The organism is Paenibacillus soyae (assembly GCF_024623455.1).
GTDB lineage: Bacteria > Bacillota > Bacilli > Paenibacillales > Paenibacillaceae > Pristimantibacillus > Pristimantibacillus soyae.
Window position 1 is genome coordinate 23102 of sequence record NZ_JANIPJ010000005.1, and the last position, 26053, is coordinate 49154.

Consider the following 26053-nt stretch of genomic DNA (forward strand, 5'->3'; position numbering starts at 1 on the left):
GAATGTCTTTTGCGGCGCAGACGAAGAAAGAGCTGACGTTAATCGAAGCGGATAGCTGCTGTGAGCGTGCCGAGCTGTCGGCCCTTATACGGATGAACGGTTCGGTCAGCCTATCCAGCCGCAAGGTCGTTCTGGACATCTCGACGGAGAACGCGGCGATCGCGAGACGGATCTATTCCTTGATCAAGAAGCACTTCGAGGTTCATGTCGAGCTTCTGGTACGGAAGAAGATGCGGCTGAAAAAAAACAACGTGTATATCGTCCGGTTGCCGGCCGGCGTGCAGGAGGTGCTCAGCAGCCTCCGCATCGTCTCGGAGGGCTTCATGTTCAAGAGCGGCATCGACAAGGACATCGTTCGCAAGCCCTGCTGCAAACGGTCATACCTGCGCGGCGCATTCCTGGCCGGGGGTTCCGTGAACAATCCGGAGGGCTCGTCCTATCATCTCGAGATTTCTTCGATGTACGAGGAGCATTGCGGATCGCTCGTGGAGCTGGCGAACAAATTCGACTTGAACGCCCGGTGCATCGAGCGCAAGAAGGGCTTCATCTTCTATATCAAAGAAGGCGAGAAGATCATCGAGCTGCTGAGCATCATCGGCGCGCATCAGGCGCTGTTCAAATTCGAGGACGTGAGGATCATGCGCGATATGCGCAACTCCGTCAACCGGATCGTCAATTGCGAGACGGCCAACTTGAACAAAACCATCGGCGCCGCCGTTCGGCAAATCGATAACATCAAGCTGCTCCAGAAGGAAGTGGGGCTGGAGAGCCTGCCGGAGAAGCTTCGGGAAGTGGCGGAAATCCGGCTGCAGCATCCAGATTTGAACTTAACCGAGGTCGGTGAGATGCTACGGGGCAAAGTAAGTAAATCGGGTGTTAACCACCGGCTCCGCAAAATCGACGAACTGGCTGAAAAAATCCGGGGCGGGACAACTTTTGCCTAGTGCAACTGCATGTATAATGATATAATAGGTGGTAATTGGTTAATTTTTTCGGCATTTAATGCTTGAGTAAAATATAGGGGGTATGATTTCCATGACAAGGCTTCCGGTTGTCGTTCGTTTGAAGACGGGGCTTCATGCGAGACCAGCAGCGCTATTCGTTCAAGAAGCGAACAAATTCTCCTCCGAGGTATTTGTAGAGAAGGACGATAAGAAAGTAAACGCAAAATCCATCATGGGGATTATGAGCTTGGCGATTAGCTCAGGCACAGAAATTTCCATCAGCGCGGATGGATCGGACGCGGAGCAGGCTGTAAACGCTTTAGTCGCTCTCGTCAGCAAAGAAGAGCTGGAGAACCAATAACAAACAAAGGAAGCTCAGGCGCGGCGCGGATTTACGGCGCTTGCGGGCTTCCTTTTTTAGTGGGGATAACAAGCGCGAACGCGCCGCCTGGATGCCAGGCGGCGCGTTCTTTGTGTACAAGCTAGGTTAAAGCGGCTTCCCATTCCGTTCTAAGAATGCCCATCACGATGAGATCATGACGCTTGCCGTCTCGATACACGGCCGCTCTCTTGCGTCCCTCGAGCCGGAAGCCCGCCTTCTCGTAAGACCGTATCCCGGCTTGGTTATAGTCGATAACCTCCAGACCGACGCGGTCCAGGTTCAGCTCGTGGAAGGCGAAGCGCAGAATGAGTCCCAGCGCTTCGGTGCCGTAGCCTTGGCCGCGGTCGGCGGCGTCGCCGATTCCGATGGCGAGCAGGCCGGCCCGGTTATTCCATTCGATGCTGTGAATGGCGACGAAGCCGATCAGCCGGTCGTCCTCCGCCCTGCGAAGGCGGAAATACGCTTGCCGGCTGTCGGGGCTTCCTTCCGCCGCCATCTGCTCTCTTGTTCTCGGAAGCGCGATATCCGTGTCTACGTTACGCAAATATTCGGCATCGTCTCCCCATTCCGCCATTATATCGGCATCCTCTTCCCGAACGGCGGTCAGTTTGATCCGGTCCCCTGTAAATAATCGCGAGTGATTCATTTTCATATCGATTCTCCTTCTTTTAGTTGTTAATGAACACCTCTCTGCCTGCCAACATCAATTTATTCACCGTACGCAATACCTCACGTCCTTTCCGATTTGTTCTCTTATCCTAACATAAGCAGGAACTGGATGTCTTTCCCTTCATAAGAGGGCAGAAAGCAAAACAGCCTCCCGATCGGGCTTTTGGGGCCGACCGGGAGGCTGCTTCGTGGTTCGTGCAGGGAAGAGCAGGCTTATACTTGCTCGATAACTTTATCGACAAGGCCATATTCCTTGGCTTCGGCCGCGCTCATGAAGTAGTCGCGGTCGGTGTCTTGCTCGATGCGGCTAAGCGGCTGGCCGGAGCGTTCCGCCAGGATGTGGTTCAGCTTGTCGCGCATCTTCAGGATGCGGCGTGCGCGGATCTCGATGTCGCTCGCTTGGCCTTCGGCCCCGCCGAGAGGTTGGTGAATCATCACTTCGCTGTTCGGCAGCGCGTAACGCTTGCCCTTCGCGCCTGCAGTCAGCAGGAAAGCGCCCATCGACGCGGCCATGCCTACGCAGATCGTGGACACGTCCGGTTTGATGTATTGCATCGTATCGTAAATTGCCATGCCGGCCGTGATCGAGCCGCCCGGGCTGTTAATGTATAGGGAGATGTCTTTATCCGGATCTTCCGCCGCAAGGAACAGCATTTGCGCGATGATGGAGTTAGCCACCACGTCATTCACGCCCGAGCCCAGAAAAATGATGCGGTCCTTCAGCAGACGGGAGTAAATGTCGTAGGAGCGTTCCCCCCGGTTGCTTTGTTCAATAACCATTGGCACAAAATTCATTGCTATCCATCCTCCTCTTAATAAACCCAAACCCTTGTAAAGGATTTCGAACCCTCCCAAACCCTCCCTTCCAAGGGAGGGCCCCGAGGGGTTGCGCCCCTCTGGACACCCGCCGGAAGAACGTAGCGCGATACAGAGTGCTCAACATCTGTTGGGAGGTGGGAGCGCTTAGTCCTTGCGGACAAGCTCGGCTTACTAAATCTATAGCAAGGGCTTGGGTCTGTTTGGATTTTCGAAATGCTAACCTCATCATAACGGATTGAAAATCAAAAGTCAAAGATAGTCAAAGAGTGATTGGGGCGGGCATTGGGATCGGCGAAGCGGCAGCGGGAAACCGCGAAACGCGGCTGCAGCATGCCGATGTGAAGGTGGAGTCGTTCGCGCAGCTGGCGATTCGGTCTCTTCTATAGAAATAAAAAACTGCTCCGCGAATATCGCAAAGCAGCTTAGATGTAGTAAGTATGGCGCGCCCGCTAGGAATCGAACCTAGATCTCAGGCTCCGGAGGCCTACGTCATATCCATTGGACCACGGGCGCGTATCAGAAAAAACAGTAGCAAAAATGATTATATGCTATCCAGATACGTAAAGCAAGCGGATTGGCAAAATAAATTTTGTGAAAATCGTGACAGTAATCGTTTTCATTCCGTTTCGGACACTTGCGAGACAACCGAATTTTGGTTAAAATAAGAGTGGGACTAAAAAAGAACATGCGGGACATAATCGGTCCCAGTAGACTGATGGAGTGAAGGAAGATGCGACAGCTCATCGAACTGCAGCAGCAGCTTGTGCCGGATCTTCTGGAAGTCATGAGGAAACGGTACATGATCCTGCATCAGGTGATGCTTTCGGACACGATCGGACGTCGTACTCTGGCGAACGCGCTGGAGATGACGGAACGGGTGCTGAGAGCGGAAACCGAATTCCTGAAAGAACAAGGCTTGCTGGAGATTCATTCCGCTGGCATGCGGATCAGCGAGCACGGGCGAACAACGCTGGAGCAGCTCGAGCCCTTGTACAAATCGATGTTCGGTTTGTCGGAGCTTGAAGAGAAGCTTCGCGCGGCATTCGGACTGAAGCAAGTCCTGATCGTGCAGGGCGACTCCGAGACGTCGGTCCAGACGAAGCGGGAGCTTGGACGGGCAGCCTGTCAGGTACTGAGGGCAACGATACGTCCTAGCGACGTTGTCGCCGTAACGGGCGGAACGACGCTGTCGCATGTAGCGAATCAGCTCGCGCCGACGGCATCGATGAAGGACATCTGGTTCGTGCCGGCTAGAGGTGGACTGGGCGAAAGCCTGGACTACCAAGCCAATACGCTGGCTTCTACGATGGCGAAGCGCACAGGCGGACATTACCGGCTTCTCCATGTACCGGATCATCTGGGCGAGGAAGCATTCGCATCGCTCATGCAAGAGCCGAACATCAAGGAAATTGTTAGCGTGATCCGGAGCGCGCGCATCGTGGTGCACGGGATCGGCGACGCGATGGTCATGGCTAGGCGAAGGAAGCTCGAGCATGATGTGGTGGAGGCTATGAAGGCGGACGGGGCGCTTGCGGAGGCTTTCGGTTTTTATTTCGACCGAAGCGGATCCGTCGTTCACAAAATGCAGACCGTAGGATTACGTCTCGAAGATATTGTGAACACTGAATGTGTTATTGGCGTCGCAGGCGGCGCCGGCAAGGGAGAAGCGATAGCGGCGGTCATGCGATTCGGCCATAACGACGTGCTCGTGACGGACGAAGCGGCTGCGCTGGAGATCGTGAGCCTGCTGGACCAGCCGTAAGTACTTAACGTGAGGCATCATGACGCGAAGCGGCAAGATCCGCGGAACGTCTTGAAATATATTTTGCAATACAATAACGCTTAGGAGGCACTAACAATGGTTAAAGTTGGTATTAATGGTTTTGGACGTATCGGCCGTAACGTATTCCGCGCGGCGCTGAGCAATTCTGAAGTGGAAATCGTAGCGGTAAACGACCTGACGGACGTTAACACGCTGGCTCACCTTCTGAAATACGACACGACTCACGGCGTTCTTGACGCTACTGTAGAAGCAAAAGAAGGCGCTTTGGTTGTAAACGGCAAAGAAATCAAAGTATTCGCCGAGCGCAACCCTGCCGACCTGCCTTGGGGCTCCGTAGGCGCCGAGATCGTTGTTGAATCGACGGGTATCTTCACAGCTAAGGAGAAAGCCGAGCTTCACCTGCAAGGCGGCGCTAAGAAAGTTATCATCTCCGCTCCGGCTACTAACGAAGATATCACAGTCGTTATCGGCGTTAACGAAGACAAATACGATCCGGCTGCTCACACAATCATCTCCAACGCATCTTGCACAACCAACTGTCTTGCTCCTTTCGCAAAAGTATTGAACGATAAATTCGGCATTGTTAAAGGCATGATGACAACGGTTCACTCGTACACGAACGATCAATCCGTACTTGACGTTCCTCACAAAGACCTGCGCCGCGCTCGCGCTGCAGCTGAGAACATCATTCCTTCCTCCACAGGCGCTGCGAAAGCTGTTTCGCTGGTACTGCCTGAGCTGAAAGGCAAATTGAACGGTATGGCAATGCGCGTTCCTACGCCTAACGTATCCGTAACGGATCTGGTTGCCGAGCTGAAAGTTAACGTAACGGTTGAAGAAGTTAACGCTGCTTTCAAAGAAGCTTCCGAGACTTCCCTCAAAGGCATCTTGAACTACAACGAATTGCCGCTGGTATCCAGCGACTACAACGGCGACCCAGCTTCCTCCACGATCGACGCTCTGTCGACTATGGTAGTAGAAGGCAACATGGTGAAAGTCGTTTCCTGGTACGACAACGAGTGGGGCTATTCCAACCGCGTAGTTGATCTTGCTGCTTATATCGCAAGCAAAGGTCTGTAAGGAAAGAAAGCCTATGGGCCGCGGCTCCTTAAACCGAGCTTCGGCCCTTGGTTTGCGCCCTCGCAGGGCCTGGCCTATGGGCGTTCCTTCCTTCTAGCGGGGAAGGGGCGCCTTTATATGTATGTGGATAGGGCAAGAGACATAGAAAAGAGAAACCAGTGAGATCACATTCCCGGGGAGGATTTAACATGAACAAGAAGAGTGTACGCGACGTAGCGGAACTGGCTGGCAAGCGCGTATTCGTGCGCGTGGACTTCAACGTGCCGATCGAAGACGGCAAAATTACGGACGACAAGCGGATCCGCGAGACGCTTCCGACGATTAACTACCTGATCGAAAAAGGCGCGAAAGTTATCCTCGCAAGCCACCTGGGCCGTCCGAACGGAGAAGTGGTGGAAGAGCTTCGCCACACGGCTTCCGCGGTTCGTCTGTCCGAGCTGCTCGGCAAACCGGTTGCCAAAGCGAACGAAGCGATCGGCGAAGCGGTTGAAGCACAGGTTGCAGCCATGAACAATGGCGACGTGCTGCTGCTTGAAAACGTGCGTTTCTACCCGGGCGAAGAGAAAAACGATCCGGAATTGGCGAAAGCTTTCGCGAAGCTGGCTGACCTGTTCGTGAACGACGCGTTCGGCGCCGCTCACCGCGCTCATGCTTCGACTGAAGGCATCGCTCACATCCTTCCGGCCGTATCCGGTCTGCTGATGGAGAGAGAGCTCGAGGTTCTGGGCAAAGCGCTGAACAACCCTGAGCGTCCGTTCACGGCTATCGTAGGCGGCTCCAAGGTTAAAGATAAAATCGCGGTCATCGACAAGATGCTCGAAATCGCCGACAACATCATCATCGGCGGCGGCCTCTCCTATACGTTCTTCAAGGCGCAAGGCCATGAAATCGGCAAGTCCCTCGTGGACAACAGCAAGCTGGATCTGGCTCTCGAGTTCATCGAGAAGGCGAAGAAGCTGGGCAAAAACTTCTACATTCCGGTTGACGTTGTCGTAACCGACGACTTCAGCGCGAACGCAAATACGCAAATCGTCGGCGTTGACGGCATCCCTTCCGATTGGGAAGGCATCGACATCGGACCGAAAACTCGCGAGCTGTACGCGGACGTTATCAAAAACTCCAAGCTGGTCGTATGGAACGGACCGATGGGCGTATTCGAGATCGAGCCATTCTCCCACGGCACGCGCGCGGTAGCGCAAGCAACGGCGGAAACATCGGCTTACACGGTAATCGGCGGCGGCGACTCCGCTGCAGCGGCTGAAAAATTCGGCTTGGCGGATCGAATGGACTTCATCTCCACAGGCGGCGGCGCTTCCCTCGAGTTCATGGAAGGCAAGCAGCTTCCAGGCGTAGTGGCTCTTAACGATAAATAAGCGTATTTAAGGAGGGTTCTCTGATGAGCAGAACACCTATTATTGCAGGCAACTGGAAAATGTTCAAAACGGTCTCCGAGGCGACGGCTTTCTTCGCGGAAGTGAAAGGCAAAGCGGAAGTCGCGGGCGTGGAGAGCGTCATCTGTGCTCCTTTCACCGCGCTTCCAGCGCTGGTTGAAGCGGCGAAAGGCACGACGATCGCGATCGGCGCGCAGAACGTCCACTTCGAAGACAACGGCGCGTTCACGGGCGAAATCAGCGGTCTTATGCTGAAGGAGCTGGGCGTGAAGTACGTCATTATCGGCCACTCCGAGCGCCGCGCTTACTTCGGAGAAACGGACGAAATCGTGAACAAGAAAACCGTTGCGGCGTTCAAGCACGGCTTGACTCCGATCGTCTGCGTAGGCGAGAAGCTGGAAGAGCGCGAGTCCGGCGCGACGAAGGAAGTTTGCAAAGTGCAGACGGAAGGCGCGTTCCAAGGTCTGTCGGCGGAGCAAGCGGCTGAAGTCGTTGTTGCCTACGAGCCAATCTGGGCGATCGGCACGGGCAAATCGTCCACTTCCGAGGACGCTCAAGACGTGATCGGCTACATCCGCAGCGTTATCGCGGGACTGTACGACGAAGCGGTTGCGGCGAAGGTCCGCATCCAATACGGCGGCAGCGTGAAGCCGAACAACGTATCGGAATACCTCGGCCAAGCGGATATCGACGGCGCGCTGGTAGGCGGAGCAAGCCTTGAGCCGGCTTCCTACATCGCTCTGATCGAGGGGGCCAAGTAAGATGTCCCGCAAACCGGTAGCACTTATTATTTTGGACGGCTTCGGCCTTCGGAACGACGTGACGGGCAATGCTGTCGCGCAAGCGAACAAGCCGAACTACGACCGTTACTGGGCGCAATACCCGCATACGACGCTGACGGCATCCGGCGAAGCGGTCGGTCTGCCTGAAGGGCAGATGGGCAACTCCGAAGTCGGCCATCTGAACATCGGCGCGGGCCGCATCGTCTATCAGGATCTGACCCGCATCAGCAAATCGATTCGCGAAGGCGAGTTCTTCGAGAACGAGACGCTGCTTGCGGCCGTGAACCACGTGAAGTCGAGAGGCAAGAAGCTGCACCTGTACGGACTGCTGTCCGACGGCGGCGTGCACAGCCATATTGCACACTTGTTCGCTTTGCTTGAGCTGGCGAAGAAGGAAGGGCTGACGGACGTCTACGTTCATGCGTTCCTCGACGGACGCGACGTTTCTCCTGACAGCGCGAAGGGCTATGTCGAGCAGCTTCAAGCGAAGATCGAGGAGCTGGGCGTAGGCCGCATCGCGACGGTGCAAGGCCGCTACTATGCGATGGACCGCGACAAGCGCTGGGAGCGCACGGAGAAGTCGTACCGCGCGATGGTGTACGGAGAAGGACCTCAGTACGTGGATCCGGTGAAGGCGGTCGAGGAGTCGTACGAGAAATCGGTATATGACGAATTCGTTATGCCGACGGTCATCGTAGGCGGCGACGGCAAGCCGGTAGGACTCGTGGAATCGGAGGACGCGGTCGTGTTCTTCAACTTCCGCCCGGACCGCGCGATTCAGCTGTCCCAAGTGTTCACGAACGAGGATTTCCGCGGCTTCGACCGCGGCGCGAACCATCCGGTAGGCTTGCACTTCGTCTGCCTGACGCTCTTCAGCGAATCCGTTGGCGGTTACGTCGCCTACTCGCCGAAAAATCTCGACAACACGCTTGGCGAGGTGCTCGCGCAGAACGGCAAGACGCAGCTTCGCACGGCGGAGACCGAGAAGTATCCTCACGTGACGTTCTTCTTCAGCGGCGGGCGGGATAAGGAGCTGCCGGGCGAGACTCGCGTGCTGATCAATTCGCCGAAGGTCGCGACTTACGACCTGCAGCCGGAGATGAGCGCTTACGAACTTGCGGCATCCACGGTGAAGGAGATCGAGGCGGATAAGCACGACGCGATCATCCTGAACTTCGCGAACCCGGACATGGTCGGCCACTCCGGCATGCTGGAGCCGACGATCAAAGCGGTCGAAGCGACGGACGAATGCCTCGGCCAAGTGGTGGAAGCAGTACTTGCCAAAGGCGGCGTCTGCATCATCACGGCGGACCATGGCAATGCTGACATGGTGTTCGACGAGAACGGCCGTCCTCATACCGCGCATACGACGAACCCGGTTCCTTTCATCGTGACGAGAGAAGGCGCTTCGCTCCGCGAAGGCGGCATTCTGGCGGACATCGCGCCGACGATGCTGGACCTGCTCGGACTGGCGAAGCCGGAAGAGATGACAGGCTCGACATTGCTTGGTCAGAAATAGTAGACTAAGGATTAGGGTATTTTTTAAATCAGGAAAATAAAGGAGAGAATTCACCATGTCCATTATCGTTGACGTATACGCACGCGAAGTGCTGGATTCCCGCGGGAATCCGACAGTTGAAGTCGAAGTAGCTCTTGAATCCGGCGGCAAAGGCCGCGCCATCGTTCCATCCGGCGCGTCCACTGGCGCGTACGAAGCGGTTGAGCTTCGCGACGGCGACAAATCCCGTTACCTCGGCAAGGGCGTAACGAAAGCCGTTGATAACGTAAACTCCATCATCGCTCCTGAAATCATCGGCCTGGACGCTCTTGACCAAGTAGCGATCGACCGCAAAATGATCGCTCTGGACGGCACGCCGAACAAAGCGAAGCTGGGCGCGAACGCGATCCTGGCCGTATCCATGGCTGTAGCCCGCGCTGCGGCTGACGCTCTGGACGTGCCTCTCTATACTTACCTTGGCGGCTTCAACGCTAAGACTCTGCCAGTGCCAATGATGAACATCATCAACGGCGGCGAGCATGCCGACAACAACATCGACGTGCAAGAGTTCATGGTTCTGCCGGTTGGCGCTTCCGACTTCAAAGAAGCTCTCCGCATCGGCGCAGAGATCTTCCACAACCTGAAAGCCGTTCTGCATGACAAAGGCCTGAACACGGCTGTAGGCGACGAAGGCGGCTTCGCTCCGAACCTGGGCTCCAACGAAGAAGCAATCACGACGATCATCTCCGCAATCGAGCGCGCAGGCTACAAGCCGGGCGTGGACGTATTCCTGGGCATGGACGTTGCTTCCACAGAATTCTTCAAGGATGGCAAATACGTGCTGGCTGGCGAAGGCAAGTCCTTCACGCCTGCTGAGTTCGTAGACCTGCTTGCTTCGTGGGTAGAGAAGTACCCGATCGTATCGATCGAAGACGGCTGCTCCGAAGACGACTGGGATGGCTGGAAGCTTCTGACCGAGAAGCTGGGCAACAAAGTTCAGCTCGTAGGCGACGACCTGTTCGTTACGAACACCGAGCGTCTGTCCTCCGGCATCGAGCAAGGCGTTGGTAACTCCATCCTCGTTAAAGTTAACCAAATCGGTACTTTGACTGAAACATTCGACGCGATCGAAATGGCGAAGCGCGCTGGCTATACAGCGGTTATCTCCCACCGTTCCGGCGAAAGCGAAGACAGCACAATCGCGGACATCGCGGTTGCGACAAACGCAGGCCAGATCAAAACAGGCGCGCCTTCCCGTACGGACCGCGTAGCGAAGTACAACCAATTGCTTCGCATCGAGGACCAACTGGGCTCCACGGCTCAATACGGCGGCAAAGCGGCATTCTACAACCTGAAAAACTTCAAATAAGCTCTGGCAGCTTGGCTGCAAAACATAAGAAAGAGCATGTCCGTCTGGCGGGCATGCTCTTTTTTTGCGCTTGAATGGCTTGCTTCGCTTAAGGCTTCGGCCTTTCGCTCTCCAGATACTGGCGCATCGCGGTCATATTCTCTCTAGAAACGCCTGCAACGTATCCGGGGCCGAGGAGCGTCATCTGCGCCAGGAAGAGGGCCATCTCCTTCGGAGGCGTCTTCATCCCGCTCTCCAGCCAGTTCTGGATGACGCCGAGATGCGCGGAGCTGACGTAAGCGGTCAAATATTCGGCGGGCACCAGCAGCTCTCCGCCGATCGTCTTCAGAATGGGGAGCGAGCGTTCCCGTATGACTTCCTTCAGCTTCTTCTGGAAGGAAGGGTCACCCTTTGGACCGAGAACAACCCTCATAAAGTCGGCATTTTCCTGCAGCAGCTCGAACAGCTTCTCCACGAAAGGCAGCAGCGTCCATTCGCTCACTTGCTTGTTGTAATTAGTGGCGACCCTGAGGAAGCTGGAGGCCGCGAGCGCCGAAATTTCGGCGATCAGCTCCGCTTCGCTCTGCTCCAGCAGATCGTATTTATCCTTGTAATGAAGATAGAACGTACCCCGGTTAATGTCGGCGCGCGCAGTCAAGTCTTTGACCGTAATGCCATCGAAGCCTTTCTCTTCCATCAGCTCCGTCAAAGCGTCGCGAATCATTCTCTTCGTCCGCGAGACCCGGCGGTCCACCGCTTGTTCATCCATCATGTCCAGCCTCCCGTTGCGTATCCGAATAGACAGAAATCGAAGGTGTGTCGCGTAAACGGCATATCGTCCATTACTGATTATTGAGTTTGCTTTATATCCGATTATAATGGACATTGTGAACGTTAATCAACACCTTGTTCATTAAATAGGAGGAGAGTGTCTGACTATGTCCTTATTCAAAAACAAGCTGCTATTGGCGTCGCCGGTCATCGCGCTGCTGGTCGTCTTTATTTTTTCGCTTACGCTGTTTCCTGCGGCAACCATGAAGCCTGCCGATTTGCCGATCGCGATCGTCAACCAGGATGATGGGGCCGATCTGCCTGACGGCTCGAAGGCTGCCATGGGCGATGTTATCGTGAAGCAGGTGATGCAGGGAGCAGCTGGCTCAGGAAGTGACTCGGCTTCGCCGGTCAAATGGGTGGAAGCCGGCAGCCTCGACGAAGTGCGGGAAGGCTTGAACGAGCAGCGGTATTATGCGGCTCTAGTCATACCGGCCGACTTCAGTAAGAAGCAGGCAACCCTTCGGACGCCCGAGCCGCAATCGCCAGAATTGGAAGTGCTCGTGAATCAAGGGATGAACGCGACGGCGGCTTCCATCGTGACGCAAATGGCGAATGGCATGATCGGATCGATGAACAAGATGATAAGCGCGCAGCTGATCGGCGAGCTGGAGGGCGCCGGCGCCATGCTGACACCGAAGCAAGCGGCGGTGCTTGCGGCTCCGATTGCCAGCAAAGTAACGAATGTTAACGAATTTGGGGCTAACGCGGCAAGAGGCAATGCACCGGTATCGCTGTTCCAGCCGATCTGGATGGCGAGCATCGCGGGGGCGGCTATTACAACGCTGGTCGTTGGCAAAGCGGTATTAAGCGCGGGAGCGAACCGAGGCGAGAAGCTGAAAGCAAGGCTGGCTCAATTGGGCATCGGCGTCGTTATCGCCCTGCTGGCGGGCTTCTGCATGGCGTGGATTGCGGACGGCATGCTTGATTTGAACGTGCCGAGCATCGCGGACACGGGGCTGTTCCTGTCTTTAACGGTACTTGCATTTTTCCTGATGATTGCCGCGGTTCTGAGCTGGACGGGAATAAGGGGCATCGTGCTGTTTGTCCTGCTGCTGTTTTTCGGAGCGCCTCTGCTTTCCCTGCCCCCGGAATTCATGAACGGCTTCTACCGCGATTGGATCCATTCTTGGCTTCCGATGCGCTTCATGGTGGAAGGCTTGAGAGAGCTGTTCTTCTTCGGCCAAAGCTTCAGCCTAAGCGGGCCGGCGCTCGTGCTTGCAAGCATAGCGGGAGTAAGTTTGGTCGTGCTGCTGCTATCGGTGATGAAGCCGTCGCCGGCAAAGGCGCAAGCAAAAGGTATTGCTTGATGAAGTCTAACGGTTCGCGGGCGCGGTTGGCGTTCGCGAACCTTCTTTTTTGTTATATTAATGATTAATAGATTAAAAGAGGGCTTGAAAGGATGTGTGCCAGATGATTCTGGAAGTAATCGCCATACGCCGCGAGGATGTAGAAATAGCTTATGAGGGCGGAGCGGACCGCATCGAGCTGGTCAGCGGGATCGCGGAGGGCGGCTTGACGCCGAGCATCGGCCTCGTGGAGGCGGCGGTGAAGGCTTCGCCGCTGCCCGTGAACGTCATGGTGAGGCCGCACAGTCAATCCTTCTGCTACAGTAAGGCCGATATCGCCATCATGCTGCGGGATATTGAGGCGATTCGGGAAGCGGGAGCGGCGGGCATTGTTTTGGGCGCATTGAATGATGGCGGCGGAATTGATCATGATGCGGTGAGCAGGCTGCTGGACGCGGCGGAAGGGCTTGACGTGACGTTTCACCGCGCTTTCGATGAAACGGCCGACATGAATGCGGCTATGCGGGAGCTGGCGCGTTATCCGCAGATTCGGCGGGTATTGACGGCTGGCGGCTTGGAGCCGGCGCCGCAAGCGGCAGCCAAGCTAGGCATGCTTCGGAAGACGGCGGAGGAAGCGGGCATGATCATAATGGGCGGATACGGACTGCATGCGGGGAATATCGGTCTTTTTGTCAGGGAGACAGGGATCAGGGAAGTGCATGTCGGCTCCGGCGCAAGACGGGCAAGGAGCTTCCAAGAGCCTTTATTGGCAGAGGAAGTGAAGCGGATCCGGACGATCCTGGATACGGCCGAACCGCGGTAAAGCGGACTTGCGCATCCATCCTTTCGTAAAGGCCCATAATGAGTGGACTGAGTGGGCGCCGACCGGGAAAACCGCCTGTCCTATTGTAAATGACAAGCTAGTATGCTATTATCAGGTTATGTGTTTTTACGAGCGGTTACGCTGGAGGTGGATTGAATGGAAGTCACATTGAAGATCCTGCTTGTATTGTTCTCGATCGGATTGATCGCGGTCGTATTGCTTCAGAAGGGCAAGAGCGCTGGATTGTCCGGTGCGATTACGGGCGGTGCGGAGCATTTGTTCGGCAAGCAGAAAGCGCGTGGTCTGGACCTGTTCCTACAGCGTCTGACGGTAGCTTTCGCGGTTGGATTCTTTGTGTTATCCCTGGTGGTATCCTATTTCGTCCAACCTTAATGACGTATTTCGATGAAGAGCGAGGCCTTGTGCCCTCGCTTTTTTTGTTTTTTTCGGAGTTTTGGGATTGAGGGATGGCAATTCGTGTATACTACATGGTATATGGCAATCTATCAACCGTCTGAGAGAGTTCATCAACGGGCGGTTCTTGAGGAGATTAGAGTATGGAGAATCGCGAGCAGGAATTGCTGGATTTCATGAGAGAAACGGCGTATAAGCCTATGACATACCAGGAGCTGGAGACGAACCTCGGCATCGAGGGCGCGGCGGAGTTCAAGGAATTCTTGAAGCTGCTCAACAAGCTGGAGGAAGAGGGCAAAATCATCCGCACCCGCAACGAACGCTACGGCGTACCGGAGCGGATGAATTTGCTGCGCGGCAAGCTGCAGGCCCATGCCAAAGGCTTCGCCTTCCTGCTGCCTGACGAGAAGGATCATCCGGACGTCTATATTCACGCCAACGACTTGAAGAGCGCGATGAACGGAGACATCGTGCTCGTGCGCATCACGTCGCAGAGCGAAGGCGGCGGCCGCATGGAAGGCGAGGTCGTCCGGATTGTCCAACGCGCCGTCACGCAAATCGTGGGCACATTCGAGAATCACGAAGCGTACGGCTTCGTCATTCCGGACGACAAGCGGATTAACCGGGATATTTTTATTCCGAAGGGCGGGTTCCAGGGTGCGGTGACCGGCCAGAAAGTCGTGGCGCGGATCGTCGTCTATCCGGAAGGGCGCAGCGCGGCCGAGGGCGAAATTCTTGAAATTCTGGGCCACAAAAACGACCCGGGCGTCGACATCCTCTCCATTATCCGCAAGCATCAGCTTCCGGAGGGCTTCCCGGATGAGGTGATGGCGGAAGCGGAGGCGGCTCCCGATACGATTACGGAAGAAGAGATCGTGGAACAGGGACGCCGCGACCTGCGCGAAGAGGTGATCGTCACAATCGACGGCGAGGACGCCAAGGATTTGGACGACGCCGTCCATGTGAAGATACTGGAGAACGGCAATTACCTGCTTGGCGTGCATATCGCGGACGTCGGGTATTATGTGCGGGAGAGATCCGCGCTGGATCAAGAGGCGTTCCGCAGAGGCTGCAGCGTCTACCTGACCGACCGCGTCATTCCGATGCTTCCGCATAGGCTGTCGAACGGGATCTGCTCGCTGAATCCGCAGGTGGACCGGCTGACGTTGTCCTGCCACATGGAGTTCGACGCGAAGACGCTGAAGCGCGTTCGTCACGACATCTTCACGAGCGTCATCCGGACGAAGGAACGCATGACGTATACGAACGTGCGCCGCATTCTGACGGCTACGGAAGAAGAGCCGGAGACGGAGCTGAAGGAGCGTTACGCCGAGCTCATTCCGATGTTCGAGCTGATGGAGAAGCTGGCGATGCGCCTGCGCGCGAAGAGGATGAAGCGCGGGGCGATCGACTTCGACTTCCAGGAGTCGAAGATCATCGTCGACGAGAACGGCAAGGCGGTCGATATCGTGAAGCGGGAGCGTTCCGTCGCGGAGCAGATCATCGAGGAGTTCATGCTCGTCGCCAACGAGACGGTAGCGGAGCACTTCCATTGGCTGCGCGTGCCGTTCCTGTACCGGATCCATGAGGATCCGGATCAAGATAAGCTGTTGACATTTATGCAGTTCGCGGCGAACTTCGGCTACGTCGTGAAGGGCGGCAAAGGGAACTCCGTGCATCCGCGAGCGCTGCAGACGCTGCTGGAGGAAATTCAGGGCACGAAGGAAGCGACGGTCATCTCGACGATGATGCTTCGTTCGATGAAGCAGGCCAAATACGACGCCGAGAGCCTCGGCCACTTCGGCTTGGCGGCGGAGTTCTATTCGCACTTCACGTCGCCGATCCGACGATATCCCGATCTCGTCATTCATCGCGTCATTCGCGAGGTGCTCGAGGGCGGCGGCACATTGACGGAAGCGCGGCATGAAGCGCTGACGGCCCGTATGCCGGACATCGCGCAGCATTCGTCGGAGCGGGAGCGCGTGGCGGTTGACGCGGAGCGGGATACGGATAAGCTGAAGAAATGCGAATACATGCTGGATAAGGTCGGCGAAGAATTCGACGGCATCGTCAGCAGCGTCACGAGCTTCGGCATGTTCATCGAGCTGGAGAACTCGGTGGAAGGGCTTATTCGCCTCAGCGACATGAACGACGATTATTACCACTTCCACGAGCTTCACATGGTGCTGATCGGCGAGAGAACGTCGAAGGTATACCGCATCGGCGACGAAGTGAAAATTCGCGTCTCCCGCGTCGACATGGACGAATACAATATCGACTTCGAGATGGTCGACATGAAGCCGCGCGGCAGCTATAAAGGCGTGGCCGACTCAGGCTTCGGCGCGGGAGGACCGCGCAAAAAAGGCGGCTACGGCAAACGCGGAGGCGATCGCGGCGCGGCAGGCGGCGGCGGACGCTCCGGCGGCCGAGGAGATCGTGACAGCGGCGCGCGCGGCGGCAGAGGCGGCGGCCAAGGAGGCGCAGGCGGCCGCGCAGGAGCCGGCGGAGCAAGCGGCGGCGGCAACGCGAGTAGCAACGCGGGCGGAGGTCGACGCGGGAAGTTTAAACGCGGAGGTCCCGAGGGCCCGCCTGCCGGAGGCACGGGGAACCCGTGGCAGCGAGGCGTGGATCCGCTTGACGACAGCTCTGCCGCGCATGGAGACGACGGCTGGATCGATCAGCGAGCGGCCGAGCTAGAAGCGGAAGGCAAACCGCGCATCGATATGTGGGGCTTGCCGATCCGCAGCAATGGCGGAGGTGGAGAAGGACGCGGCGGAAGCAGAGGCGGCTCCAGAGAGCGCGGCGGTGACGGCAGAGGTCAAGGAGGCCGTTCCGATGGCCCTGGTGGAGGCAAGAAGGGCGGCGGCGGTGGCGGGCGCCGGAAGAAAGCGACGACGAGCGGCGTATTTAATCCGGGCGCGTCGGGCGTTGCCGTAACCGGCTCGGAAGGCGAAGGCAAGAAAAAGAAGAAGCGCAAGAAAAAAGGCGATCTGAACAACGCGACAGCTGCTTTTGTCCGCAAAAAAAAGAAGTAGGCGGCCGTACGCAATAGGAAATCAGAGGCGGTACTTCCCATCGTCAAGCAAGAATGAATGGAAGTACCGTCATCTGGACATACTGGGAAAATATATTTAGGCTTGTCGCTTGCTTTTTGACGGCCAGAATAGTATAGTGAAGTTAATCGGATATGATGTACCTGCATTCACATTTTGAAAAGGGTATCATTGGATTATGACACCTTTCTCAATGTGTGAATTTTTTGTTTAAAGACAAGAGGCGCATATTAATTTAATTTTTTTGGAGGTAATTCCACATGCAACAAGGTACAGTTAAATGGTTCAACGCTGAGAAAGGTTTCGGCTTCATCGAAGTTGAAGGCGGCAACGATGTATTCGTACACTTCTCCGCAATCGTTGGCGAAGGCTTCAAGACTCTTGAAGAAGGCCAACGCGTTGAGTTCAACGTTGTTCAAGGCAACCGCGGACCACAAGCTGAAAACGTAGTTAAGCTGTAATAGCTTAATTTAACGAAAGAGACCGTTCCGGCATCGCGCCGGGACGGTCTTTTGCTGTCTGTGGTATAGCCTCGGCTTCATACGAGGCGAGAATGGTTTAAGATGAAGTGTACGCCCCCGAGTTGTTGATTTTACCAATGGAAGTTGCTACAATGAACCAACAGAGACGATGTTCTCGAACAATCCGGCAAGAGAGGTGAACTAGCATGGCAGCCAAGAAGAACGACAACAAAGTGCTTGCTCAGAACAAGAAGGCTTCCCATGACTACTTCATCGAGGAAACCTTCGAGGCAGGCATGGTGCTTACGGGCACGGAGATCAAGTCGCTGAGGAACGGCAGGGCGAACATAGGTGACGCCTTCTCGACGATCCGTAACGGCGAAATCTTCATCCACAACATGCACATCAGTCCCTTCGAGCAGGGCAACATCCATAATCCGAGCGATCCCACGCGGACAAGGAAGCTGCTGCTGCACAAGGAGCAAATCAACAAGCTGCTGGGCTTATCGAAGCGGGAAGGCTATGCGATCGTGCCGCTGAAGATCTACGTGCGCAACGGCTACGCCAAGCTGCTGATCGGACTCGGCAAAGGCAAGAAGCAGTACGACAAGCGCGAGACGTCCGCTAAACGCGACGCGCAGCGCGACATTCAGCGCGCGCTTCGGGAGAAGCAGAAGGTGGCGAGATAATCCTCGGCATCCATGGATGGCAGGGCCAACGCTGCCAGTATTCTTCCCGTGATTTTCGGAGCGGATTCGTGCTATACTAGGTTCGTACCAAGGAAGCACAGCAACAACACGCAAGACGCAAGACAAGATGCTTGACTCGCAGTTAGTCATGACATCGTTAATCCTGGAGTTCCCTTGCTTCATGCGCTAGACGTCAGGTTGTCCGGTTTGACCGGATGCACGCTGCGTTTATGCCGACTAGGGGGCGTTTATGGATTCGACGGGGATTGGACGAGCGCGTGCCAGCGGGTAGCAGGGAGTCGTCTGCTTCATCAACGCTAAAGCCAATTAAATGGCAAACAACAACCAACTTACGCTGTAGCAGCTTAATAACCTGCTCGCGTGCTCTCGCTCTGTATCGCCCATGTACCGGGATGAGGGCCCAACTTTAGTGGGATACGCTGTCACATCTCCGCCTGGGGTGTGCTGAAGAAGACAATCAGGCTGACCTATGAGGAACCGTGTTGCAGGGGGTCTTCACAGGTGACATCAAAACTGCAGCTACACCCGTAGAAAGCCGTGTGGCGTGGTCTTCGGACAGGGGTTCAAATCCCCTCGCCTCCACCAAACATGAGAAACCCGACCGGATTAGGTCGGGTTTTTGCTTTGTTCAGGAGGCTGATTGGAAGCCCGCTATGTCCTTCTTCCTGCATATTTTTTATTTATCATGGGAAATTTAGAATAAGATCACTTTAAGGAGTGTGTTGCGATAATGAAGACGTTAAATATTGTGGCCTTAACTTTATTGATTGTGGGCGGTCTTAACTGGTTGTTAGTAGGCCTCTTTCAATTTGATTTAGTGGCGGCGCTTTTCGACGGCCAGGATGGGCCAATAGCCCGGACGATTTATACCATTGTCGGACTTTGTGCGATCTACTCCTTCAGATTCTTCAGCAAAGTAAGTGAAGAAGATCGCGCCAGATAACATGCATTTCTCCAACATGCAATCCACAACCGCGCGAGGTTGTGGATTTTTGCTGTTCTGCAGTTTGGTTCTTAGGCGAATGGACCGCTTGCTCTTTGTTCATGAAGCAGAAGGATAAGCCATCCGAACAGCGAATACTATTGTTCCATACCCGTTGTGAGGTGATGGAGGTGCGCGTCAATCGTTCGATAAAGATCAGCTTCAAGGCTATGCTGCGAAACCGGTTTGTTTTCTCCTCTCTCCGCAAACGAATTATGGTGTTCCTGACCGTTGGTTTTGTAGGCTGCGCCATCTTGATGGCGACGGTGTCCTACAACGCGATCTACACGATGCAGCGGGATAAAATCCAGACCTCTATGGCTTTCGATCTGTACCAGCAAACGTCCAAGCTGAATCAGACGTACAATAACCTCCTCCAGGTTACGCAGCAGATGACGCCGGAAGGCACGGTTGGCAACCTGATGGAGGCATACCTCTCTACCGAGGACACGTACGGACAGCGTCTTCTCTCGCTCGATATTTCCTACAATATTGGCTTAATTACATTTTCGAATCCGGCTCTGGAGCTGGTCATGTATTACGACCCCGTAAGCGGGGAAGCCGCCTATTCGAATTTGCCGCTGCGCGGCGACTTCACGATGCAAGCCCTGCCGACTGTCTCCGGCCTCGGGGAGCTGAAATATCAGTCCCCGCATCAATCGTTATGCCGATTCAGCGATGATCTGGTCGTGTCGGTGACGCGGGAGGTGACCTTCTCGGATGGAACGCGGATGATGGTGTACGTGGAAGCCAAGTCGGACGTCACCTCAGAAATGAATTCGCTTACAGAAAGCTTGAATATGCCGTATACGCTCGTGTTCAGCGATACGGCGGGCTTGGTAACCTATAGCAGCAATTCGGCTGGGATCGTGGCGGCCGGCGAACGTCTCCCGCTAAGCGGAGAATCAGGCATGACGGACGATTATGTATGGAACCGAACGACGGGCGATTACGGCTATGGCATTACACTGCTTCTTCCCGTCTCCTACTACAATCACGAGCTCTATACGTGGAAAAATCATATGTACTGGATCCTCGCCGTCGCCCTCCTGATGATGTTTATGTTCACGCTACTATTGCGGCGGCTCATTAACAGGCCGTTTCAATTGATCGAGAAGGAAATGAGGACGTTCGGCAAAGGATACATGGCTACGCGCCAATACCATACGGGGATTGATGAATTCGACCGGATATTCGATCAGTTCAATATTATGAAGCGGCAAATCCAACAGCTGATCCTGGACGTGGAGCAGAAGGAAAAACGCCGTCATCAGCTGGAGATCGAGAAGCTTGCCTACCAGATCAACCCTCATTTTCTGATGAATACGCTCAATTCGGTACGGTGGCTGGCGGCCATGCACAAGCAGGCGGAGATCGAGAAGTTTGTTTCGTCGTTGATCTATTTGCTGAGCTATAACCTGGGTAAATCCGAGGGCAAGGCTACCTTCCGATCGGAGGTCGAGGTCATGCGAACCTATCTGGAGCTCCAGCAAATGCGTCATGATTTCGAGGTCACTCTGGATATTGCGGAAGGGGACTATCTCGACAGCCCTGTCGCGAGATTCATCCTGCAGCCCATTGTGGAAAATGCCGTCTGCCACGGCCTTGACGACAACGGCATGCTGGAAATCCGCATAACGCCGGATGAAGCGGCGCAAGCGGTGCGCGTCATCATCCGCGATGACGGCAAAGGGCTAAGCCAGGAGACGCTTGCCTTGCTGCAGCGCGATACGCCGGGTCAGCAGCAGACGGGCTGGGGAATCGGACTGCGTTATGTCCGCTCCATGCTGGATTCATTTTATGGCCATAACGCCCGTATGAGTATACAAAGCACTCCGAATCAAGGCACAACCGTGACGTTAACCCTTCCTATTCTCCATCAACGAAAGGAGAGAGCGATGTGATTCGCGTATTGATCGTTGACGATGATAAGCTCGCCCGCAAAGGCTTAATCTCGATTATGCCCTGGTCCAAGCACGATATGACGGTTGTGGGAGAGGCGGCGAACGGAGCGAAGGCGCTGGAGTTTATGGAGCAGCATGAGGTGGATCTGATGTTCGTCGATCTCTCGATGCCCGTCATGTCGGGAATGGAGCTGCTTCAAGTCACGCGCCAAAGATTTCCGAGCTTGCGTTCCGTTATATTATCCTTCCACGAGGAGTTCGAGAACGTGCAATCGGCTTACCGAATGGGCGTGCTCGATTACATATCCAAGGTCCGCCTGGAATCGGAGGACGACGAGCAAATATTGAAACGGATCCAGCAGCAAATGACGGGAGAAATGCCGCAGCATTCTGCTGGAGCTCCCGCGTTATCCGCGCCTGGCCCTTCCCTTATCCCTGCCACCGAGCCCCATACCGGCTCCGAGGAGGAAGAAGACTGGAGCGGACTGGAGCAGGAATGGCGCGCGCTCTACTGGCTCTACAATGAATCGGTCTTCCAGCGCTTATGCAAGAGGACCGTGGAAACCAAGGCTTCCGTCCGCCGTGTGGAAGGACTGTTCATGCGCGTGCTGTCGCAAGTCGAGTCCCTTACTCTGCTTCCGGCCGAGCTCCGCTCGGATGCTCCCGACGTCCGGGCGGCGGTGGATTGGCTGCGCGATTACAGGAAACAAGTCTATGCGAAGGTTGCGGCATCCTCCGATTTTACCAGCACGACGGCCAGCATCCTGAAGGCGGTGGTGTTCATTCGCGAACAGGCCTCGAATACGCTGCATGCCGAGGACGTCGCCGAGCATGTGCATATGAGCCGAAGCTATTTCAGCCAATGCTTCAAGAAGCTTACGGGTTCGACGTTCAACGATTACTTGAGGCAAGAGCGGATAAGAGCCGCCGAGCGGCTGCTATGCGAGACCAACCAGTCGATCGCGTGGGTGGCTCATGCCGTAGGCTACAACGACTCTAAGTATTTCTCCCAGCTCTTCTACGAGCAGACCCGTCTCCTGCCCTCCGAATTCCGGGCCCAATTCCACCGGGGGGATGAATGACCGCAATCGATTGAACAAATATCCCACCTCAATCTTGTATCCGCTTTCAAACGCGACACATCCGTCTGACTTTTTTTCTTCGCATCCCATGTACAATGAAAAGGCAGGAGATCATACAGACGCTTACAAGGCAAGAAGGGTCTCATAATTCCTAAGGGGAGGGATTTGATGAAAAGGAAAATGGCAACGCTGCTTTCCGTGGCAATGCTCGGTCTAAGCTTGACGGCATGTACGTCCAATGATTCGTCGAATGATTTGAAAGCGTCTTCAACGCCGGGCCCGAATTCACCGGAAGCAACGCTTTCGGGGGACGATCTGGCTTTCTACAAATTTCCGGAGCCTGTTGACGTCCACATCGGGATGGTGGTCGATCCGACGGACAAGACGCTGCCGGAAGGCGACAGCGTGAGCAACAACCAGTATACGCGCTACCTCAAGGAAAAATACAACATCAACGTCATCGTGGACTGGACCGCGGCCACCGGCAACGACTTCAAGCAGAAGGTCAGTCTGACGATCGCATCCGGCAAGCTGCCGGACGGCATGGTCGTCGATGACCGCTCCTTCATGACCAAAGCCGCCAGCTCGGGGCTGCTCTATGATATTACCGATGTGTTCGAGCAGTATCAGTCCTCGCAGGTCAGAGACATTATGGCGAGCACCGATGGCCGGGCCATGGAGAACGCCAGCTACGACGGCAAGATGGTGTCGCTTCCGAACATTACGGTGGATACGGACGGCGTGCACATCATGTGGATCCGCAAGGATTGGCTCGACAAGCTGAGCCTGCCGGTGCCGAAGACGCTGGCGGATATCGAGAAGACGGCGAAAGCGTTCATCGATAACAAGATGGGCGGGGACAAAACGATCGGCATTGCAGGTCCTTCCAAAAACACGTTCCCGTACTCCACCTTCCTCGTCTCCTCCAACAACATGGGGGGCTTCGACCCAATATTCGGCGCGAATGACGCGTATCCGGGCTACTGGCTCGACAATGGCGACGGAACGGTATCGTACGGAACGACGTCGGATAATACGAAAAAGACCTTGGCCTTGCTCGCCGACTGGTACCAGAAAGGGCTTATCGATCCCGAGGTGGGCACCCGCGACAATGTGGGGGATCCGATCAACGCGAACCAGGCCGGCATCTTCTTCGGTCCTTGGTGGAACGGCGGCTACGGCAACGGGGACTCCTTCAAGAACGATCCGACCGCGAACTGGCAGGCGTATCCGGTCTATTCCGACGATAACAAGTGGAACGTGCATATGAAGACGACGGGCAGCACCTACACCTTGATCAGCAAAAACGCCAAGCCGGATGTCGTGAAAGCGATCATCATCATGAATAACGCGCTAGTGCGCGATGAAGCGACCTTTGATCTGTCGGTTGCCGTGGGCTGGTATCCGCTCCGCAACGTAATGGCCGCGGCCAACGAGACGGAATACGAGTACGCCGAGCTTCTGAAGGTGCTGAAAGGCGAGACTAATCCGGAGGATTACAATAAGCCGAACAGCTTATACAAGCTGATGTATGCGGACGCGAAAAAAGTGAAGGACGTCATTAAGCCTCCATACGACGATTTGAACGTCAGCAACTTCAGTACGGCGAACTTCGGCGACTTCCAGCGCTTGTACTCCATTATGATCGGCGACCGGCCGTTCGCGACGATTCCGATCGATAAGAAGGTCTACAGCGTCACCTACAACCAGACCCCGACGATGGAGACGAAGTGGGCCAACCTGAAGAAGATGGAGGATGAGACCGTAATGAAGATCATCCTGGGCCAAGCGTCCATCGACTCCTTCGACAAATTCGTGAAGGACTGGAAGGCTCAAGGCGGAGACGAGATCACGGCGGAAGTCGCGGAGCTCTTGAAGAAGTAACCGCGCAAAGCTTGCGGAAGGTACCGGCGGTATGGAATGTGTTCCAGCCTCTTGGAGTACCTTCTGCAAGCTTTCATCCTAAACGGGAGAGATTGGAGGTTAGCCGTGATGAGAAAATTAGGCCATCAGAAGCACTACTATTTGATGCTGCTGCCGGGTATGGTCTGGCTTGTGATGTTCAGTATCGTGCCGATGGTTGGCATTGTGATGGCATTTCAAAATTTCAATCCGGGAGCGGGACTGTTCAAATCCGAGTGGGTGGGGCTCGAGAACTTCAAGTATATGTTCCAGCTGAATGACAGCAAGACGGTTATCGTCAATACCTTCATTATCGCAATCGGCAAAATCGTGCTCAATTTGGTTGTTCCGCTCGTCTTTGCCATTCTGCTCAACGAGCTTCGCAGCCTGCGCTACAAGAAGCTGGTGCAGACTGTCGTCTATCTTCCGCACTTCCTGTCGTGGGTCATTATGTCCACGATCGTTATCGGCATCTTCGGCTATTACGGCGTTGTTAATACCGTGATTGGCATGTTCGGCTTCGATCCTCAATTATTTATGGCGGATGCGGGCATATTCCGGCAGCTGATTATCGGCACGGATGTGTGGAAGGAGTTTGGCTTTGGCGCGATTATTTATCTTGCGGCGTTAACCGGCATTAATCTCAATCTGTACGAGGCGGCCGCCATTGACGGGGCCAATCGCTGGCAGCTGATCCGGCACGTCACGCTGCCGGCATTGTCGACGACGGTTGTTCTGCTGGGCGTCTTAAGCCTAGGCAACGTGCTGAACGCCGGCTTCGAGCAGGTATATAACCTGTACAACCCGCTTGTGTATTCGACCGGAGATATTTTGGATACCTGGGTGTACCGGCTGGGCTTGCAAAATCTTCAATACTCGCTGGCGACGGCGGCTGGTTTGTTCAAGTCGGTCGTTAGCTTTGTGCTGATTTATATATCTTACCGTCTGGCGTATCGCTATGCCGATTACACGGTATTCTGAGGGAGGGCGCCACTTTGGTCAGAAATACTACGCTCGGCTCGCGGACGTTCGAAATCGCCAATTACGTCATCCTTGGACTTCTGCTGATTAGCTGCTTATACCCGCTGTGGTACACCTTCTGCGTATCGATCTCCGAGAAATCGGCCGCCAATGCGGGCTTGGTTACGTTATATCCCATCGGCTTCTCCTTGGCGGCGTACAAGGAAATTCTTGGGGACAGCCTGTTTTTTAACGCCTTTTGGATTTCCATTCAGCGCACCGTGCTCGGTACGGGGGTATCCTTGCTGCTGATCGTGCTAATGGCTTACCCGCTGGCAAGGCCGAAGAGGGATTTCAAGCTGCGCAATACGTTCATGTGGATCCTTGTGTTCTGCATGCTGTTCAACGGGGGATTGATCCCGTGGTATCTTACCATCCAGAACTATAATTTGATCGATACGATCTGGGCGCTCGTGCTCGGCGGGGGAGTGCCGATATTCGACGTCATTCTAATCATGAACTTCTTCCGCAACTTGCCGAAGGAGCTGAACGAGGCGGCCGTTGTCGACGGGGCAGGGCCTTGGTCGATCCTGTTCCGGGTATATATCCCATGCTCGATCCCCGTACTTGCCGCAGTGGCGTTGTTCTTGGCCGTCTATCACTGGAACGAGTTCTTCAACGGATTAGTGCTGATGAACACGTCCGCCAATTATCCGCTCCAAACCTATATCCAGCAGCTGGTCGTCAACATTCCGGTCGGCACTAATCTGACCCCCGAGCAATATAAGAAGCTGTCGGAGCTGTCGAACCGAACGCTGAATTCGGCCAAGGTGTTTATCGCCATGGTGCCGATGCTGATCGTATATCCGTTCCTGCAGAAGTACTTCGTGTCCGGCATTATGCTGGGCGCGGTGAAGGAGTAACCGTCAAACGCGAGAAAGCCGAC

General features: G+C 55.2%; 23 protein-coding genes, 1 tRNA gene and 1 other RNA gene. 21 read left to right on the top strand and 4 right to left on the bottom strand.

Annotated elements, in window-relative coordinates:
• The first annotated feature begins 2 nt into the window (after positions 1-2).
• Both whiA and NQZ67_RS08650 read left to right on the top strand, forming a co-directional pair.
• Positions 3-944, top strand: a complete 942-nt coding sequence (gene whiA, locus NQZ67_RS08645; protein WP_257444651.1) for a DNA-binding protein WhiA — start codon at positions 3-5, stop codon at positions 942-944.
• Between the two features lie 91 nt (positions 945-1035).
• Entirely contained in the window at positions 1036-1305 is a 270-nt protein-coding gene (locus NQZ67_RS08650) for an HPr family phosphocarrier protein (RefSeq protein WP_119603221.1), read from the top strand.
• A gap of 121 nt (positions 1306-1426) precedes the next feature.
• On the opposite strand, the gene NQZ67_RS08655 is transcribed toward NQZ67_RS08650, so the two are convergent.
• The 3 genes from NQZ67_RS08655 to NQZ67_RS08665 form a co-directional block, all read right to left on the bottom strand.
• Complete coding sequence (locus NQZ67_RS08655; RefSeq protein WP_257444654.1) at positions 1427-1978, bottom strand: GNAT family N-acetyltransferase; 552 nt, start codon at positions 1976-1978, stop codon at positions 1427-1429.
• Positions 1979-2208: 230 nt separating this feature from the next.
• Positions 2209-2790 carry an ATP-dependent Clp endopeptidase proteolytic subunit ClpP gene (gene clpP, locus NQZ67_RS08660; RefSeq protein WP_257444656.1) on the bottom strand — a complete coding sequence of 194 codons (582 nt, stop codon included), beginning with the start codon at positions 2788-2790 and terminating at the stop codon, positions 2209-2211.
• Positions 2791-3252: 462 nt separating this feature from the next.
• Positions 3253-3327 (bottom strand) — tRNA-Arg (locus tag NQZ67_RS08665).
• 217 nt (positions 3328-3544) lie between these two features.
• Between NQZ67_RS08665 and NQZ67_RS08670 the strand changes: the two genes are divergently transcribed.
• The 6 genes from NQZ67_RS08670 (at position 3545) to eno (ending at position 10717) form a co-directional block, all read left to right on the top strand.
• Complete coding sequence (locus NQZ67_RS08670; protein ID WP_257444658.1) at positions 3545-4576, top strand: sugar-binding transcriptional regulator; 1032 nt, start codon at positions 3545-3547, stop codon at positions 4574-4576.
• A gap of 96 nt (positions 4577-4672) precedes the next feature.
• Positions 4673-5677, top strand: coding sequence for a type I glyceraldehyde-3-phosphate dehydrogenase (gene gap, locus NQZ67_RS08675; RefSeq protein WP_257444660.1), 1005 nt, complete (start codon positions 4673-4675; stop codon positions 5675-5677).
• 188 nt (positions 5678-5865) lie between these two features.
• On the top strand, positions 5866-7050 hold the full coding sequence (locus NQZ67_RS08680; protein WP_257444662.1) for a phosphoglycerate kinase: 1185 nt from the start codon (positions 5866-5868) through the stop codon (positions 7048-7050).
• Positions 7051-7073: 23 nt separating this feature from the next.
• On the top strand, positions 7074-7829 hold the full coding sequence (tpiA, locus tag NQZ67_RS08685) for a triose-phosphate isomerase (RefSeq protein WP_257444664.1): 756 nt from the start codon (positions 7074-7076) through the stop codon (positions 7827-7829).
• 1 nt (position 7830) lies between these two features.
• Positions 7831-9369, top strand: coding sequence for a 2,3-bisphosphoglycerate-independent phosphoglycerate mutase (gpmI, locus tag NQZ67_RS08690; RefSeq protein ID WP_257444666.1), 1539 nt, complete (start codon positions 7831-7833; stop codon positions 9367-9369).
• A gap of 55 nt (positions 9370-9424) precedes the next feature.
• A complete protein-coding gene (gene eno, locus NQZ67_RS08695) occupies positions 9425-10717 on the top strand; it encodes a phosphopyruvate hydratase (RefSeq protein ID WP_257444668.1) in 1293 nt (430 codons plus the stop codon).
• Between the two features lie 88 nt (positions 10718-10805).
• Here the strand turns inward: eno and NQZ67_RS08700 are convergent, their stop codons facing one another.
• Positions 10806-11468, bottom strand: a complete 663-nt coding sequence (locus NQZ67_RS08700; RefSeq protein WP_257444670.1) for a TetR/AcrR family transcriptional regulator — start codon at positions 11466-11468, stop codon at positions 10806-10808.
• 166 nt (positions 11469-11634) lie between these two features.
• Between NQZ67_RS08700 and NQZ67_RS08705 the strand changes: the two genes are divergently transcribed.
• From NQZ67_RS08705 to NQZ67_RS08765, 13 genes are all read left to right on the top strand, one after another.
• Positions 11635-12837, top strand: a complete 1203-nt coding sequence (locus NQZ67_RS08705) for a YhgE/Pip domain-containing protein (RefSeq protein WP_257444672.1) — start codon at positions 11635-11637, stop codon at positions 12835-12837.
• 103 nt (positions 12838-12940) lie between these two features.
• On the top strand, positions 12941-13639 hold the full coding sequence (locus NQZ67_RS08710; protein ID WP_257444674.1) for a copper homeostasis protein CutC: 699 nt from the start codon (positions 12941-12943) through the stop codon (positions 13637-13639).
• A 156-nt stretch (positions 13640-13795) separates the two neighbouring features.
• Positions 13796-14032, top strand: a complete 237-nt coding sequence (gene secG, locus NQZ67_RS08715) for a preprotein translocase subunit SecG (protein ID WP_257444676.1) — start codon at positions 13796-13798, stop codon at positions 14030-14032.
• A gap of 164 nt (positions 14033-14196) precedes the next feature.
• Entirely contained in the window at positions 14197-17088 is a 2892-nt protein-coding gene (gene rnr, locus NQZ67_RS08720; protein WP_257444678.1) for a ribonuclease R, read from the top strand.
• 278 nt (positions 17089-17366) lie between these two features.
• Entirely contained in the window at positions 17367-17567 is a 201-nt protein-coding gene (locus NQZ67_RS08725; protein WP_012772186.1) for a cold-shock protein, read from the top strand.
• A 206-nt stretch (positions 17568-17773) separates the two neighbouring features.
• Positions 17774-18256, top strand: a complete 483-nt coding sequence (gene smpB / locus NQZ67_RS08730) for an SsrA-binding protein SmpB (protein ID WP_257444683.1) — start codon at positions 17774-17776, stop codon at positions 18254-18256.
• 240 nt (positions 18257-18496) lie between these two features.
• Positions 18497-18862: a transfer-messenger RNA gene (ssrA, locus tag NQZ67_RS08735) on the top strand.
• Between the two features lie 145 nt (positions 18863-19007).
• Positions 19008-19220, top strand: a complete 213-nt coding sequence (locus NQZ67_RS08740; protein WP_257444685.1) for a DUF378 domain-containing protein — start codon at positions 19008-19010, stop codon at positions 19218-19220.
• A gap of 170 nt (positions 19221-19390) precedes the next feature.
• Positions 19391-21163: a sensor histidine kinase gene (locus tag NQZ67_RS30590; RefSeq protein WP_257444687.1), complete on the top strand. Its 1773-nt coding sequence runs from the start codon at positions 19391-19393 to the stop codon at positions 21161-21163.
• A complete protein-coding gene (locus NQZ67_RS08750) occupies positions 21160-22245 on the top strand; it encodes a response regulator transcription factor (protein ID WP_257444689.1) in 1086 nt (361 codons plus the stop codon). The genes NQZ67_RS30590 and NQZ67_RS08750 overlap by 4 nt, the downstream gene beginning before the upstream one ends.
• 168 nt (positions 22246-22413) lie before the next feature.
• Positions 22414-24129, top strand: a complete 1716-nt coding sequence (locus NQZ67_RS08755; protein ID WP_257444691.1) for an extracellular solute-binding protein — start codon at positions 22414-22416, stop codon at positions 24127-24129.
• A gap of 108 nt (positions 24130-24237) precedes the next feature.
• On the top strand, positions 24238-25128 hold the full coding sequence (locus NQZ67_RS08760) for an ABC transporter permease (RefSeq protein WP_257444693.1): 891 nt from the start codon (positions 24238-24240) through the stop codon (positions 25126-25128).
• A 14-nt stretch (positions 25129-25142) separates the two neighbouring features.
• Complete coding sequence (locus tag NQZ67_RS08765) at positions 25143-26030, top strand: carbohydrate ABC transporter permease (RefSeq protein WP_257444696.1); 888 nt, start codon at positions 25143-25145, stop codon at positions 26028-26030.
• Positions 26031-26053: the final 23 nt, after the last annotated feature.